Annotated in this window: 13 protein-coding genes and 1 pseudogene; 8 read left to right on the top strand and 6 right to left on the bottom strand. The window is 71.0% G+C overall.

Translation table 11 applies throughout. From position 1 onward, the window contains the following. Nucleotides 1-318: 318 nt before the first annotated feature. The 4 genes from E6R60_RS19505 (at nt 319) to E6R60_RS19490 (ending at nt 4,702) form a co-directional block, all read left to right on the top strand. Entirely contained in the window at nt 319-924 is a 606-nt protein-coding gene (locus E6R60_RS19505) for a YdbC family protein (protein WP_136327869.1), read from the top strand. Between the two features lie 90 nt (nt 925-1,014). Beyond that, on the top strand, nt 1,015-1,674 hold the full coding sequence (locus E6R60_RS19500; protein WP_136327868.1) for a histidine phosphatase family protein: 660 nt from the start codon (nt 1,015-1,017) through the stop codon (nt 1,672-1,674). Between the two features lie 7 nt (nt 1,675-1,681). After that, nucleotides 1,682-2,581, top strand: coding sequence for an ADP-ribosylglycohydrolase family protein (locus E6R60_RS19495; protein WP_136327867.1), 900 nt, complete (start codon nt 1,682-1,684; stop codon nt 2,579-2,581). Between the two features lie 669 nt (nt 2,582-3,250). Then, complete coding sequence (locus tag E6R60_RS19490) at nt 3,251-4,702, top strand: DUF4173 domain-containing protein (protein WP_346766077.1); 1,452 nt, start codon at nt 3,251-3,253, stop codon at nt 4,700-4,702. A gap of 181 nt (nt 4,703-4,883) precedes the next feature. Here the strand turns inward: E6R60_RS19490 and E6R60_RS19485 are convergent, their stop codons facing one another. Beyond that, complete coding sequence (locus E6R60_RS19485) at nt 4,884-6,437, bottom strand: MFS transporter (protein WP_136327866.1); 1,554 nt, start codon at nt 6,435-6,437, stop codon at nt 4,884-4,886. A gap of 253 nt (nt 6,438-6,690) precedes the next feature. Between E6R60_RS19485 and E6R60_RS19480 the strand changes: the two genes are divergently transcribed. The 3 genes from E6R60_RS19480 (at nt 6,691) to E6R60_RS19470 (ending at nt 8,950) form a co-directional block, all read left to right on the top strand. Beyond that, nucleotides 6,691-7,317, top strand: a complete 627-nt coding sequence (locus E6R60_RS19480; protein ID WP_136327865.1) for a TetR/AcrR family transcriptional regulator — start codon at nt 6,691-6,693, stop codon at nt 7,315-7,317. A 241-nt stretch (nt 7,318-7,558) separates the two neighbouring features. Further along, the gene (locus E6R60_RS19475) at nt 7,559-8,269 is read left to right on the top strand and encodes a ribonuclease HII (RefSeq protein WP_136327864.1); all 711 of its coding nucleotides are present in this window, start codon (nt 7,559-7,561) and stop codon (nt 8,267-8,269) included. Nucleotides 8,270-8,329: 60 nt separating this feature from the next. After that, the gene (locus tag E6R60_RS19470) at nt 8,330-8,950 is read left to right on the top strand and encodes a hypothetical protein (protein ID WP_136327863.1); all 621 of its coding nucleotides are present in this window, start codon (nt 8,330-8,332) and stop codon (nt 8,948-8,950) included. Nucleotides 8,951-9,196: 246 nt separating this feature from the next. Here the strand turns inward: E6R60_RS19470 and E6R60_RS19465 are convergent, their stop codons facing one another. Both E6R60_RS19465 and E6R60_RS19460 read right to left on the bottom strand, forming a co-directional pair. Next, on the bottom strand, nt 9,197-9,826 hold the full coding sequence (locus tag E6R60_RS19465; protein WP_136327862.1) for a hypothetical protein: 630 nt from the start codon (nt 9,824-9,826) through the stop codon (nt 9,197-9,199). A 294-nt stretch (nt 9,827-10,120) separates the two neighbouring features. Next, nucleotides 10,121-10,463: pseudogene (locus E6R60_RS19460) on the bottom strand (recombinase RecQ); the annotation flags it as partial. 147 nt (nt 10,464-10,610) lie between these two features. On the opposite strand from E6R60_RS19460, the gene E6R60_RS19455 reads away from it, so the two are divergent. Then, nucleotides 10,611-12,770 carry a RecQ family ATP-dependent DNA helicase gene (locus E6R60_RS19455; RefSeq protein ID WP_136327861.1) on the top strand — a complete coding sequence of 720 codons (2,160 nt, stop codon included), beginning with the start codon at nt 10,611-10,613 and terminating at the stop codon, nt 12,768-12,770. Nucleotides 12,771-12,831: 61 nt separating this feature from the next. Here E6R60_RS19455 and E6R60_RS19450 read toward each other — a convergent pair whose 3' ends face one another. Genes E6R60_RS19450 through E6R60_RS19440 form a run of 3 tightly spaced genes read right to left on the bottom strand, consistent with a single transcriptional unit; the run spans nt 12,832 to nt 15,144 of the window. Further along, nucleotides 12,832-13,116 carry a hypothetical protein gene (locus tag E6R60_RS19450; protein WP_136327860.1) on the bottom strand — a complete coding sequence of 95 codons (285 nt, stop codon included), beginning with the start codon at nt 13,114-13,116 and terminating at the stop codon, nt 12,832-12,834. Continuing rightward, the gene (locus E6R60_RS19445) at nt 13,113-14,531 is read right to left on the bottom strand and encodes a pyridoxal-dependent decarboxylase (RefSeq protein ID WP_136327859.1); all 1,419 of its coding nucleotides are present in this window, start codon (nt 14,529-14,531) and stop codon (nt 13,113-13,115) included. The genes E6R60_RS19450 and E6R60_RS19445 overlap by 4 nt, the downstream gene beginning before the upstream one ends. Continuing rightward, entirely contained in the window at nt 14,524-15,144 is a 621-nt protein-coding gene (locus E6R60_RS19440; protein ID WP_206309458.1) for an XRE family transcriptional regulator, read from the bottom strand. The genes E6R60_RS19445 and E6R60_RS19440 overlap by 8 nt, the downstream gene beginning before the upstream one ends. Nucleotides 15,145-15,316: the final 172 nt, after the last annotated feature.

Genomic DNA, 15,316 nt, shown 5'->3' with positions numbered 1-15,316 from the left:
GGAGAGCGGCGGAATCGGGCCATCCCGCCGGGCAGGTGGCTCAGTGCGGGATGCGCCGCGGCGCGCGCTGCCGGACCTCGTCCCGGAACGCGGTTTGTTCCGGTGGATCAGGGAGAGCGCGAGAGGAAGCCCCGCGTAGACGTCGAAGCCTCCTCCCGCGCCGGCGACGAGGATCCGTTGCGCCGAATCGAGGCGGTCGAACAGCGGGTTGGTGTGCAACGAGGACATGGTGATCACTGTGGGATCACCCGTGACCGGTTCTGATTCACTCCGTCGGAGCGTGACCCACGCCACGTCCGTCACCCGTACGATGGCGCTGTGCTGGTCAAGTGGATTCGCTGCAATGTGGGGGACCGTCGCGGTTTCGAGCAGGGGCAGCGGAAGTGGGCGGGGCTGCTGGGTGAGCCGGGGTTCAGGGGGCAGGGCGGCGGCTGGAGCCGCAGCCGCCCTGACGTGGCCCACGTCTTCGCGTTCTGGGAGAACCGGGTCTTCTACGACTCGTTCATGGCGCGCGGGCACGACGCCCTGGCCGCCGCTCAGGCCGGCACGTGCCACGACATCCAGGTCAAGCTGTTCGAGTACCGCTTCGATGTGAAGACCGGCTTCGAACCCCATTTCACGGACGCCGATGTGGTCAGGGTGGCGCACAGCAGGGTCCACGAGGACCGTGTGGAGCACTTCGCGCTGATGCAGCAGCGGGTCTGGAATCCCGCGATGGCCGGATCACCCGGCATGCTGCGCGGCGTGTGCGGGGAGGCGCCGGGGCACGAGTTCCTGGTCCTGTCCATGTGGCAGTCGAGCGCCGAGCGCGGCAAGTACCGGCCGGCGAGCGTCGACCGGCTCTCCCAGCGGGCGCAGACGGAGGACGACGTGGCCTCGCTCGCCGGAGACGTCGTCCAGCTCGAACGGGCCTGGACGGTGTGACCGGCCGCCTCGGCCGCGGACGGCGGCGACATGGACCGTCGAGTTCCGGACAAGTGCTCGAACGCCCGTGACTCGTTCTAGGGTCGGTACATGGCACGACCGCAACGCATTGTCCTCGTCCGACACGGTGAGTCCGAGGGAAACGCCGACGACACCGTGTACGAGCGCGAGCCCGACCACGCACTGAGGCTCACCCCGAACGGGCTGCGGCAGGCCCGCGAGACAGGGGTGAGGCTGCGGGAGCTCTTCGGTGAGGAGCGGGTCAGCGTGTACGTCTCGCCGTACCGCCGGACGCACGAGACGTTCCGGTCCCTCGGGCTGGACCTCGAACGCGTCCGGGTGCGCGAGGAGCCCCGGCTGCGCGAGCAGGACTGGGGGAACTGGCAGGACCGGGACGACGTGCGCCTCCAGAAGGCCTACCGGGACGCCTACGGGCACTTCTTCTACCGCTTCGCGCAGGGCGAGTCCGGCGCGGACGTCTACGATCGGGTGGGCGCGTTCCTGGAGAGCCTGCACCGGAGCTTCGAGGACCCCGACCACCCGCCCAACGTACTGCTCGTCACGCACGGACTGACCATGCGGCTCTTCTGCATGCGCTGGTTCCACTGGTCCGTAGCCGAATTCGAATCGCTCTCCAACCCGCGCAACGGGGAATCCCGGACACTGGTGCTCGGCGAGGACGGCCGCTACACGCTGGACAGGCCGTTCGAGCGCTGGCGCACCCCTGAGCCGTACGGCATCACCGGATAGAGTGGAAGTGATGACCGATTCCGCTTCCGACCCGCGCTTCGAACGCGCCCTCGCCAGCCTGCGCGGCCTCTCCGTAGGAGACGCCCTGGGCTCCCAGTTCTTCGTGCCCGTCAACTATCCGCTCCTGAAGGACCGGGCCCTGCCCCCGGGGCCCTGGCAGTGGACCGACGACACCGAGATGGCCGCCTCGGTGGTGGCCGTGCTGGCGCAGCACGGCCGTATCGACCAGGACGCCCTCGCCCGCTCCTTCGCCGAGCACCACGACTTCGACCGGGGATACGGCCCCGCCGTGAACCGCCTGCTCAGGCTGGTCCGGGAGGGCGGCGACTGGCGCGAACTCTCCTCGGCGCTCTTCCAGGGGCAGGGCTCGTGGGGCAACGGCTCGGCGATGCGCATCGCCCCGCTCGGCGCCTGGTACGCGGACGACCCCGAGCAGGCCACGCACCAGGCCGAGATCTCCTCGTACACCACCCACCAGCACCGGGAAGCCGTCGTCGGCGCGATGGCCGTCGCGGCGGCCGCCTCGCTCGCGGCCTCACCCGCCGGACCGCCCACGCCGGGGGACCTCCTGGACGGCGTGATCGCGCTCGTACCCCGCAGCGCGGTCGGCGCGGGACTTCGCAGGGCGCGCGACATGCTGGACTACAACGACGCGGGCACGGTCGCCGCCGTCCTCGGCAACGGCCGGCGTACGAGCGCGCACGACACGGTCCCCTTCGCCCTCTGGTCCGCGGCACGCGGTCTGGGCGATTTCGAGCAGGCCTTCTGGGTGACCGCGCAGGCCGGTGGCGACGTCGACACGACGTGCGCGATCGTCGGCGGGGTCGTCGCGGCGGGCGCGGCGGGCGCGCCGCCCGCTCGGTGGACGGAACAGACGGAAGAGCTGCCCGACTGGATGACGGGGTAGGACGCGGGGCGCTCCCGGGCGCCCGACTGTCACGGAACTGCCACAGCGTTGCCCCGTACGGCCGACGGCCGTCACGGGGGGTTACTCTTTCGGCCACGCCGCCCGGGTGATGATCACGACGGGCGTGCACCGAATGAGACGCCGGGGGGCTGCGCTGCCCAGGGCTCGCGTGAGCGGACCTCGGTGGGGAGGGGTCTCGTGCCAGATCACGATCACACGCCGCCGGAACCGGGATCACCGGGACCGGAATCAGCCGGACCACCGGAATCACCGGAATCTCCATCCTCCCGTCCGGCGCCTGCGCCGGGGGTGCCGGTGACCCCGGGGACACGGGTGGCGCCCGAGGCGCCGGAGCCCAAAGAGCCTGCGTCGGGTGCGTCGGGTGCTTCGGAGCCCTCGGGAACGTCCCGGGCGGAGCCGGATCCTGCCGGGTCCCGGGCAGCCGGGGCGCCGGAGCCCGGGACGCCTACGGTCCCGCAGCAGAGGCACGGCGGACCCCAGCCCCAGGACACCACCGGACCGCAGCCTCCGCGCATCCCCGCCTACGCGCAGCGGGCGCGCCCGCCGCAGGCCAACCCGTGGGGACAGCCCCGGCAGACGCCGTCGGAACTCTCGCGGCTCCGCCCGGCCAAGCCGGGAGCCGTCTCGGGCGCCACCCTCTGGGCCGTACTGGCGACCGGAGTGCTCAGTGCTCTGCTGCTCGGCGAGGGTATTGGCCTGAATCTGCTCATGGTGGCGGTTCCGGCAGCTCTCGCCGCCTGCTTCGCCGCCCGTGGCGCGGGCCGTCGGCTGCGCCCGTGGACCGCTGTCTGGGCCGTCGGCGGGCCGGCCCTGCTCGTCGTCCCGGCGCTCCGCGACGCCGGCTGGCCGAGCCTCCTGGCCATCGTGTCCGCCTTCGCTCTCGGCTCCCTCGCGCTGCACGGCAGCCGCAGCTGGCTCGGGATCTTCCTCGGTTCGCTGGGCCTGCTCACATCCGTCGCGGAATCACTGGGCTGGGGTGCGCGAGGGGTACGCGAGCGCATGGCCGGCTCCCGGGGGCGCTGGGGCGTGGTCTCCCGCTCCGTGCTCGTGGCGGTCGTCCTGCTCATCGTGTTCGGGACGCTCTTCGCGAGCGCCGACGCCGCGTTCGCCGACGTGCTCGGCAGCCTGCTGCCCGATGTGTCGGTCGGCGACAGCCCGTGGCGGTTCTTCCTCGGCGTGCTCGGCGTCGTCGGCGCGCTCGCCGCCGCGTACACGGCGGCGGCGCCCGTCCGCTGGGACGGTCTGACGGTACGGCCGGGCAAGGCGCGCGGGCGCCTGGAGTGGGCCCTGCCCCTGGTCGTCATGAACCTGCTGTTCGCCGCGTTCCTCGCCATTCAGCTCACGGTGCTGCTCGGCGGGTACGACAAGGTGATGGCCGAGACCGATCTCAGCTACTCCGAGTACGCCCGCCAGGGCTTCTGGCAACTACTCTGGGCCACGCTGCTTACGCTCCTGGTCATCGCACTCGCGCTGCGCTGGGCGCCGCGCGGAGGACCCCGCGACCGCACGCTCGTACGCGGCGTGCTCGGCACCCTGTGCCTGCTGACTCTCGTCGTCGTCGCCTCCGCGCTGCGGCGCATGGACTTGTACGTCGACGCGTACGGCCTGACCAGGCTGCGGATCTCGGTCGCGGCGGTCGAACTGTGGCTCGGCGGGGTCCTCGTACTGATCATGGCGGCGGGGGTCTTCGGCGCGAAGCTGCTGCCGCGCGCCGTCGCGGCGAGCGCGGCGGTGGGCGTCCTGGCGTTCGGACTCGTCTCGCCCGACGGCATGATCGCCGAACAGAACGTCGAGCGCTACAGCCGCCACCACTCGATCGACATCGAGTACCTCCGCGGCCTCTCGGCCGACGCCGTACCGGCGCTCGACACCCTCCCCGAGCCCCTGCGCTCGTGTGCCCTGGAGGAGATCCAGCGGGAACTGCGGAACTCGGACGAGCCCTGGTACGCGACGAGTTGGGGAGAGGCGAGGGCGCGGGACATCCTCGGCGACTGGGACCCCGGCTACCGCGCGCGCGACTGCCCCGGTCTCGGGTCGGGGGAGGACGGCGGCGAACGCGGCGACCCGGACGAGCCGTACGACCCGTACGACCCGTACTGATCGCTGGAGGGCGTATCGCGGACGACCGGTACGGATCGCGGTAGCGAGCGTCATCGCGGACGACCGGTCCTGATCGCGGTCGTGAGCGTCACCCCGGAAGCGGGCCGTCCCCTCGGGGCCGGCCCGCTTCGGTCGTCCGTACGGCTTCCACCCGGCAGCCCCCGCTGCCGGCGGCCGCACGCTACGCGACCGGTCCTCCCGCCGCCGCCCTTCCGCTCAGCGCCTCCAGATCGCTCTTGCGCACCCGGATCACCAGCAACGCCGTCAGCAGGGCGAGGCCGGCCATGGCCACCGCGGCGAGGAAGGCGGTCGAGATGCCCTGCGAGAGCACCGCGTGGCCCCAGCTGCCGGGCAGCTCGTGCGTCTTGGCGAATTCCGCCTTCTGCTCGGGTGAGGCGTGCGCCAGGAACTGCGGAACCTGCTTCTCCGCCTCGTTGCGGCTCGCCGTACCGAAGACGGTGACCAGGATGGAGAGTCCCAGCGAACCGCCGACCTGCTGGCTGGCGTTGAGCAGGCTGGAGGCGGCCCCGGCCTCGTGCTGGGCGACTCCGGAGACCGCCGTCAGCGTGAGGGTCACGAAGTTCAGCCCCATGCCGAAGCCGAACACGAGCATCGGCCCCAGGACTCCGGACAGGTAGGAGCTGTCGGGGGAGATGAACGTGAGCCAGCCCAGGCCCAGGCCGGTGAGAGCCGAACCCGTGACCATGAACGGCTTGGGCCCGAGCACCGGAAGGAACCGTTGGGACAGACCCGCTCCCACGATGATCGCGACCGTCACGGGCAGGAACGCCAGTCCCGACTCGATGGGGCTGTACGCGAGGACGTTCTGCACGAACAGGACGATGAAGAAGAACATGCCGAACATGGCCGCGGCCAGGCTGAGCATGATCACGTACGTGCCGGAACGGTTGCGGTCGGCGAACATGCGCAGCGGAGTGATCGGTTCCTTGGCCCGCATCTCGATGAGGACGAACGAGGCGAGCAGGATCACCGCGGCGCCGAACGAACCCAGGGTGACGGAGTCCCGCCACCCTTCCTCGGACGCCCGGATGAACCCGTACACGAGCGAGGCCATGCCGAGGGTCGAGGTCAGGGCCCCCGAGATGTCGAAGCGGCCCGGGTGCTTCTCGGACTCGTTGATGTACATCGGCGCCAGGACGGCGATCAGCACGCCGATCGGTACGTTGACGAAGAAGACCCAGCGCCAGTCGAGCCATTCGGTGAGCAGCCCGCCCGCCAGCAGGCCGATGGCCCCGCCACCGGCGGACACCGCAGCGAACACACCGAACGCGCGGTTGCGCTCGGGGCCTTCGGGGAAGGTGGTGGTGATCAGGGCCAGCGAGGTCGGTGAGGCGATGGCGCCGCCGATGCCCTGGAGCGCGCGGGCCGCGAGCAACTGCCAGGGTTCCTGGGCGAAACCGCCCAGCAGCGAGGCCAGCGTGAAGACCAGGATGCCCGTCATGAAGACGCGGCGGCGGCCCAGGATGTCCCCGGCCCGCCCGCCGAGCAGCAGCAGGCCCCCGAAGGTGAGCGTGTAGGCGCTGAGGACCCAGGAGAGATCGGTCGTCGAGAACGCGAGTGCATCCTGGATGTGCGGGAGGGCGATGTTGACGATCGTCGAGTCGAGCACAACCATCAACTGACAGGCTGCGATGACGGCCAGGGCGATCCCCGGGCGCCCTTGTCGTCGCGCCGCACCCGGCGCGCTTGGTTTCTGCAACTGAGAGGTTGTCACTATGGGTCCCCCACAAGTGAGTTAGTGAACGGATCCGTTCACTGTCGCGTCAACGTTAGTGAGTCCCCTTCAGTGAACGCAAGCGTTCACTGGATCCTTCGTTGCCGTGCCGAACCCGGATCCACCGTCCCGGCCGTGACCTGCTCAGTCCCGCGCCGACCCGTTGAGACGCCCGCCCTGCCCCTGATCGCCCGGTTCCGAGCGCCGGACGGCCGGTGCGGGCGTGCTGACCTGTTCCGATGGAGAGAAGCTCATGGTTACTTCGCGATCGGCAGCCGCCGCCCGGCAGCCGGTGGTGTCTCTGCGGCGCCGCGGACCCGTACTGGAACGCGCGATCCTCGACGCCGCACTGGAAGGGCTGAGTACGGTCGGCTGGAGCGGACTGACGATGGAGGGGGTCGCGGCCGGCGCCCAGACCGGCAAGGCCGCGATCTACCGGCGGTGGCCCTCCAAGGAGGACCTCGTCGCGGACGCGCTGCGCAGCGCCCTGCCGGCCATCGGTGCCGCACCGGATCACGGGAACATTCGCGAGGACCTCTACCAGCTGTGCTGCCGGCTCCGCGACGCCATGCTCTCCCAGTCGGGGTCCGCGCTGCGCGCTGTCCTTCACGAATGCGACTCGGATACGGCCGAGCGGTTCCAGTCGGTGATCCTCAGCGGCGTGATCGGGCCGACGACCGCGCTCATCAAAGAGGTGGTGAGCAGGGGGATCGAACGGGGTGAGGTGCGCTCCGACGCGCTGTGCGGGATCGCCTTCGATGTCATCCCGGCGATGATGATGTATCGCAGCAAGGTGTGCGGCAGTGAATGGACCGACGGGGACATCGCCGACCTGATCGATCACGTCGCGGTGCCGTTCTTCCGTGCGGGGCCGCGCTGACGCAGGGGCGCCGAGCCCCGCTCCGCAAAGTCGGCCGGGGCCTTCCGGCCGCCCTTCCGGAGCCCTTCGAGGTGCCTTTCCGCTCGCCGTTCGTTGCCCTTCCGGTCGAGTTCCGCGCGCCGTCCGTTGCCCTTCCGGTCGTGTTCCCCCCGCCGTCCAGCGGCTCGGCGTCGGGGGGCGAGCGCTCAGGTGTGCCCCGGGGTGTTCCCCGCGCCGTCATCGGCGTACGCTGGCTGGCGCCATGCCGTACGAACCACCCACGCACACCGTCGAGCGCTCACTGCGCGCCACCACCGGTGCCAAGACCGTCGCCGGTGTCGACGAGGTCGGACGCGGAGCGTGGGCGGGACCGGTCACCGTGTGTGCCGCGGTCACCGGCCTCCGTAAGCCTCCCGCCGGACTCACCGACTCCAAGCTGATCAGCCCCAAGCGCCGCGCGGAACTCGCGCCGCTGCTGGAGAGCTGGGTCACCGCGTACGCCCTCGGCGACGCCACCCCGCAGGAGATCGACGAGCTCGGGATGACGGCGGCGCTCCGGCTCGCCGCGGTGCGGGCCTTGGAGGCGCTGCCGGTGCGACCGGACGCGGTGATCCTGGACGGCAAACACGACTACCTGGGTCTGCCCTGGCAGGTGCGTACGGTCATCAAGGGCGATCAGTCCTGCGTCGCGGTCGCCGCGGCTTCGGTGATCGCGAAGGTCCGCAGGGACGCCGCGATGGCCGCGCTCGGCGCGGAATCCGGCGAGTACGCGGACTTCGCCTTCGGCGCCAACGCCGGCTACCCGTCCCCCGTGCACAGGGCCGCGCTGGAGGAGCGGGGCCCCACGGCCCACCACCGCCTCTCGTGGTCCTACCTCGACGCGCTGCCCAGGTGGCAGCACCTGAAGAAGGTCCGCTTCTCCGCCGAGGCGGCCGCACTGGAAAGCGGGGGCCAGCTCGGCTTCGACTTCTGATCGCGCACATGTGCCCACCCGCCGATGCCTCGCGCAGCGGCGTTTGATAGACAACCACCCATGCCTCTCATCCCCGAGGAGCCTCAGATTCACGAGAGCGCCCAGGGTCCCCGCGTCACACCGGCCACCGGCCGTACCGCGTCGACCCCTCGTCCCGTACCCGGCCCGCGTTCCGCGGCCACACCGCGCCCCGGTCGTCCGGGTCCCGGCCCCGCGAGGCCCGCGCCCCCGGCGCCGCGCCCGCACCCCGTCTCCGGCCAGCCCCAGGCGGCCCGGCCGGAGAATCGTTCCGCACCCCAGCTCCAGGTGATCCCCGCCGCGGCCGACGGTGCGCTCGACGCCGCCGACGAGGCGGTGGACCTGCTGCTCGACGCCGGCCGCGCACCCGGCGACATCCTGGTGCTCACCACCGGCGAGCAGCACCCGTGGGCGACGCACGAGCTCTCCTTCGGCGAGGCCGCCTACTGGGCCCAGCACGAAGCGGGCGACGACGTGTTCTTCGCCGGCACGGCGGCGGCGGACCGGCTGACGTCACGGCCGGTGGTGATCGTCGCGGTCAACGGTGGCGACGACGACACCGCCGCGCGTGCGCTGTCGGCGGCGCAGCGTCGTGCCGGAGCCCTGCTGATCGTCTGCGGCGATCCGCAGCGTGTCGACGCCGTACTCGGCGCGGGCGTCTGAGCCCGAGCGGGGTTGAGCCCGTGCTCGGTCCGGGTGTCCGGGGCTGAGTGGGGTTGATCCCGTGCTCGGTGCGGGTGTCTGACGCCAGAGCGTGGTGACGCCGGGCTCGGCGCGGCTGACCGGTCCGGCGGACTGACGGTGCGTTCGTTGCGGGCGTCCGGACGGACCCGGGCGGAATTGACGGTGCGTCCGGACCGCTCCGGTGACCCGGCTGCCCCTGAGGGCGGCCGGGTCACACCGCCCGGGTCAGCGAGCCGCGGTGCGGTGCAACGCCTGCACCGCGCCCCCGCCCGTCCGCAGCGGGCCGGGATCCTGGTCCAGAACGGTGTCGGCGAGCGAGGACGGCTCCGACATGGAATGGGGGCGACGGCCGCCGCGTCCCTCTCCCAGCACCTGCCAGCCGCCGCGGGTCAGTGTGATGTACGCGCCGCACCGCAGCCCGTGCAGCGTGCAGGCGTCCCGCAGCCCCCACATCCAGGCCCCGTCCTCCTCCGTCCAACGCTCGTCCCCCTCGCGGCAGTAGAGCAGTACCGCGGTACGGACGGGCGTGCGGCGGCGGAGATCGTGCGGGATCACCCGACGCAGGTGCGCCAGCAGGGCGTTACGGAATTCCCAGCCGTCCGCCGTCACCGAACGACGGGCGAACGAGGCGCTGGCCGTCAGGCGTTCCTCGTGGTCGAGCACGGCGACGACCGCGGTCTGCGCGGTCGGCCGGTGCCTTGCGTGCAGGCCGCTGACCACCTCGCGCGGGCTGCGCAGCAGGGGTATGCCCGCCGCTGCCCACTCGGCCGGTTCGAGCATCCTGGCAAGGCGGTTGGCGGAGTCGGCGGCCGGCGACATCGAAGTGGCTGCGGACGGTGCGAATCCGAAGGTCACGGTCCTCCCTTCGCATACGCGCCCACGATGCGGGCAGGGTCGGGTGAGGGCGCGCCGCGGCACAGCCCTTCCGGGCCCGCGAAAAGACCGTGCGGGGAGCGAGTCCAATTCTCCCTGGCGTATCGGCAGGCGGCAACGAGCAATTGGCGCGGCTGACGGTAATCAGCCGGTATGACACGGATATCCCTGCCCGCCCGGGCACCGGATGACGCCATCCGTCACGCCCGAACCGCGAGGACCAGCGGAAACACGCCGGTCGCCCCGGCCCGCCGCAGGAGCCGGGCCGCCACCGCGACCCCTGCCCGGCGCGGAGGCGGCCACGAGCGCCTTGCCGCGGTTGGCGAGCAGATCGTCCTCGGCCTGCTCACGGTCGGCGTTCTCGGTGGCCGGTGTATGAGGCGACGATGGGGCCGCACGGGCGGAGGTATGCGGTGACCTCCACGGCCGCCGCGACCGTCAGGGGGTAGATGATCCCCGAGCCGGGCAGCTCCTTGAAGTGGTCGCCGAGCCAGGCCGGCGGGCGTGCGGCATGGGGCAGTTGCAGGACACCGAGGCTCAGGCTCTCCCGGTCCAGCGGAGCGCGCAGAACGAGCGCGTCCGTACCGGAACCGGTCCCCAGCTGCTCCGCGACGTCAGCGCCCTGATCTGCGTAAACGTGGCAGTCGGGGTGGGAAGGCCGGTTTCGGCCATCGCTGATCGGCCTGGGGCCTGTGGACCGTCTGTGAGCGCGTGGCCACGCAGGGTGAAGTCGTGGATTGTCGGCGCTATCGGGTTGCATAGGGGTATGGACATTCTGGAACTGCGCACTGAAGCCGATACCGTTCTCGCTGAGCTGGTCGGCGCCCCCGCGGGGTCGGCGCGGCTGCGAGAGGACCAGTGGCAGGCCGTGGCGGCCCTGGTCGAGGAGCGTCGTCGGGCGCTGGTCGTGCAGCGCACCGGGTGGGGGAAGTCGGCGGTCTACTTCGTGGCCACTGCTCTGCTGCGTCGGCGTGGGGCCGGCCCGACGGTGATCATTTCGCCGCTGTTGGCGTTGATGCGCAACCAGGTTGAGGCGGCGGCGCGTGCAGGAATCCAGGCGCGCACGATCAATTCGGCTAATCCGGAGGAGTGGGAGACGATCTATGGGGAGGTGGAGCGCGGGGAGACCGACGTTCTCCTCGTGAGCCCGGAGCGTCTCAATTCCGTGGACTTTCGTGATCAGGTGCTTCCGAAGCTGGCGGCGACGACCGGGCTTCTGGTGGTCGACGAAGCGCACTGCATTTCCGACTGGGGCCATGATTTCCGGCCCGACTACCGGCGGCTGCGCACCATGCTGGCGGAGCTGCCGGCGGGCGTTCCCGTGCTCGCCACGACAGCTACCGCCAATGCCCGCGTGACTGCGGATGTGGCGGAGCAGCTGGGTACCGGCGGCAAGGACGCTCTGGTGTTGCGGGGGCCGCTGGACCGGGAAAGTCTTCGCCTGGGGGTGCTGGAGCTGCCGAATGCGGCGCATCGGCTTGCGTGGCTGGGGGAGCGGCTTGGGGATCTGCCGGGCTCGGGGATCATTTACACACTGACGGTGGCGGCGGCTGAAGAGGTTGCCGCGTTCCTGCGGCAGCGTGGGTTTCCGGTGGCTTCCTATACGGGGAAGACGGAGAATGCCGACCGGTTGCAGGCGGAGGAGGATCTGCTGGCGAACCGGGTCAAGGCCCTGGTTGCCACGTCCGCGCTCGGCATGGGCTTCGACAAGCCGGACCTGGGCTTTGTGGTCCACCTTGGCTCGCCTTCGTCGCCGATCGCCTATTACCAGCAGGTGGGGCGCGCGGGGCGTGGAGTGGATCATGCGGATGTCTTGCTGCTGCCGGGGCGTGAGGACGAGGCGATCTGGGCCTACTTCGCTTCGGTGGGCTTCCCGCCCGAGGAGCAGGTGCGGCGCACTCTGGATGTGCTTGAGAGCGCGGGGCGTCCGTTGTCGCTGCCGGCGCTGGAGCCTCTGGTGGATCTTCGGCGTTCGCGTCTGGAGTCGATGCTGAAGGTTTTGGACGTGGACGGGGCGGTCAAGCGTGTGAAGGGCGGCTGGACTGCCACAGGGCAGCCGTGGGCGTATGACGCGGAGCGGTACGCCTGGGTCGCGAAGCAGCGGGCCGCGGAGCAGCAGGCCATGCGGGACTACGTGGCGACCCCCCACTGCCGCATGGAGTTCCTGCAACGGCAGCTGGACGACGAGAAGGCGGTCCCGTGCGGTCGCTGCGACAACTGCGCCGGACCCTGGCTCGATCCCGCCGTCTCGTCCTCGGCTCTCGCGGCGGCGACGGGCGAGCTGGACCGGCCGGGCGTCGAGGTCGAGCCCCGCAAGATGTGGCCGACCGGCCTCGCCGCGGTCGGCATGGACCTCAAGGGCCGCATCCCCGCAGGTCAGCAGGCGCTGACGGGGCGGGCGCTGGGAAGGTTGTCGGACATCGGTTGGGGCAACCGGCTGCGACCGCTCCTTTCCGCGCCAGCGGCGGACGGGCCCGTCCCGGACGACGTGCTGAACGCTGTGGTGACGGTGCTGGCGGACTGGGCCCGTTCACCGGGCGGCTGGGCCAGCGGTACTCCTGACGCGGTGTCCCGGCCCGTCGGCATCGTGGCCATGCCGTCCCGCACACGCCCTCAGCTGGTCGGCTCACTGGCCGAGGGAGTGGCCAGGGTCGGCCGCCTCCCCCTCCTGGGCAGCCTCGCCTACACCCCACAAGCCGACGAACACACCGCGCACCGCAGCAACTCCGCCCAGCGGCTACGCGCACTGGCGGACTCGTTCACGGTGCCCGACGCAGTTGCCACCGCCCTGACCGCCGCCCCCGGCCCGGTCCTGCTCGTCGACGACTACACCGACTCCGGCTGGACCCTCGCGGTGGGCGCACGCCTCCTGCGCCAGGCCGGCGCAGACCAAGTACTGCCCCTCGTCTTGGCGCTCGCCGGATAGCCGTTTCGGTTCCCGAAGATTGCTGTTGCGGAGAGCCGGGCTTTGGCTATGGCTTTGGCCTTCACGCTCGGGAGGAGCACGCTGCGGGCCCCCGCCGTGGCCAGGCAGGCAGTTGAGGCGACCCCGGGTAGCGCCGGGCCGCAGATCGGTGGAAGCCCCAGCTCATCCGGTCGCGGGGTACACGTTTGCCCGAATCGCAGTCGGCGCCGAACCCGGACCGCCACAGCAGCTCGTCGATTCGATCTGCGGGGAGCGCGAAGACATCGGCCAGGCATTGCAGGCGGTGGGCGTGGTCGAAGCGGAACAGCACGCCACCGAGGTCGACGACCAGGTACTGAGGACTCATGTGGTCACCTCCCGCGCCGCGGCTCGGATTTCGTCGAGCAGGACGGTCAGGTCATCCTTCGTGGTGCCTGGGTGGAGGACGCAGGCGCGCAGGGCCGCGGCGCCCGAGATCCGCGTGCCGGTGAGGAAGGCGTGCCCACGGCGTTGCACGGCGGCCGGGATCGCCGCGTTCAGTGCTTCCGTGCGGTCTGTGTCGACGCCCGGAGGGCAGTGGCGGAACGTGGTGATGGAAGTGACCACGGGGGCGAGCAGCTCGAAGTCGTCGCAAGCTTCGATCAACTCGGCGAGCGTGCGTGCGAGCCCAGTGGTGTGCTGTACCAGGTGAACGATGCCGTCCCGGCCGAGGTGAGCGAGGGTGGCCCATACGCGCAGCGCCCGGAACGGGCGGGTCTGTTCGGTGCCGTACTCGGAGAACCAGCCCAGCTCTCCGGCCCCCTCGTCGCGCAGGTAGGGGGGAACCAGACTGAAGGCGTCGCGCGGGCCGGCCGCTTCGCGGAAGAGGATGCAGCCGGCATCAACGGGGACGCCAAGCCACTTGTGCGGGTCCAGAGCCAGAGAGTCCGCCCTTTCGAGTCCGGCATAGCCGGGGGCGGCGTCGGCGGCGAGGATGCCGAGCGCGCCGTAGGCGCCGTCGACGTGGAACCACAGTCGGTGTTCGAGAGCGATCGCGGCGATGTCGTCCAGGGGATCGACGGCTCCGGTATTGACCGTTCCCGCGCTGGCGGCGACGAAGAACGGCCGCACCCCGGCTCGCTGGTCAGCCGCGATCAGACGGCGCAGCTCGCCGGTGTCCATGCGGAAAGCCGAGTCGACCGGGACGGTGCGGAGGTACTGGGTTCCCAGGCCGAGAAGCTCTGCCGCTTTGCGCAGACAGCTGTGCGCCTCGGCGGACACGTAGAGCGACATCGGGCGATGCCCGTACAGGCCGGTCTCGCGCACGTCGTGGCCCTGGTCGCGGAATGCCCGGTGGCGGGCCGCAGCCAGTGCCGTGATGGTGGCCATGGAGGCCCCGCTGGTCAGTAGCCCGGCCCCCGGGGGGTGGGGGAATCCCACCAGCTCCGCCAGCCACCGCACGGCGGTGCGCTCCAGTAGAACGCCAGTGTGGTCTCCGCCCGCACAGCTGGGGTTCATGGCCGCGGCCAGGGGGGCCACCAGGACGCCGGCGGGGGAAGGCGGGGAGTTGACCCAGCCGAAGAACCGCGGATGCCCGTTGCCCATGGGGTACGGCAGGATCCGGTCGCGCACGTCGTCCAACAGGTCCGCCAGCGGGCGGCCGCCGGTGGGCAGTGACTGGCGGGTGAGCCACGTGCGGTCCGCCTCGGACACCGGCCGCCACACGGGCCCCCTGGACACGCCCGCCAGGTGTTCGGCTGCGAGGTCCGCTGCCGAACGGGCTGCTGCCCGCAGGTCATGCATCGTGCCCTCCCGACAGGCGGTGGACCTGGCCTGCCGGGGCCAGTGTCATAGCCAGGTAGTACACGCACGCTTCGGTGAAGTCGTTGGCGAAGGCGTGTCGGCGGTTACCGGGGAAGTAGGCTGCGTCCCCGCTCTGGAGCCGGTGGGTGACGCCGTCGATGGTCAGCCGCAGACGCCCTTGTTCCACTGCCACGTACTCATGCGATCCCGGCGTGTGTGGCGAGAACTCTCCTGCGTTGACGCCCGGTTCCAGGGTGGTGCGCATGAACTCGAACTCGATGTCCGGCAGAACGGGGGAAAGCGTCCGCCGCTCCCACCCCGCTGGGTCCCGTACCACCCGTTGCCGGTCACCGGCCAGAACCACGACGCCCGGACGCACCGGTTCGTCCAGCAGACGGGCGATGGAGGTGCCCAGTGCGGTCGCCAGGCGGTCGAGAACCAGGACGCTCGGCGTCTTCGCGCCGCGTTCCACCTCGGACACCATGCTCTGGCTCACGCCGCTCAGTTCGGCGAGCCGTTCGAGGCTGATGTTTCGAGCCCGTCGCTCGCCACGGATCCTGGACCCCAGCTCGGCAATGGACAGGCCGCTGGAGAAAATGCCGCCGCCACTCATTTCTCCACTATAGCGAAGGGATTCCACTATTGTGCGGATCAGTACACGGACGAGCCGTGAGACGTCCCCTGTTCGCCGGTGTCCGGTCCACCGCTCGGGAGGGACCTGAACTCCACTCCCGCTATGCGTAGTTGCTGTCCCATGGCCGCCGGACTCCAAGGGCCGTGAGAGT

Origin of the sequence: Streptomyces sp. A0642 (genome assembly GCF_004795105.1) — a bacterium.
Classification (GTDB): Bacteria; Actinomycetota; Actinomycetes; order Streptomycetales; family Streptomycetaceae; genus Streptomyces.
This window is presented reverse-complemented; position numbering and strand designations above follow the sequence as displayed.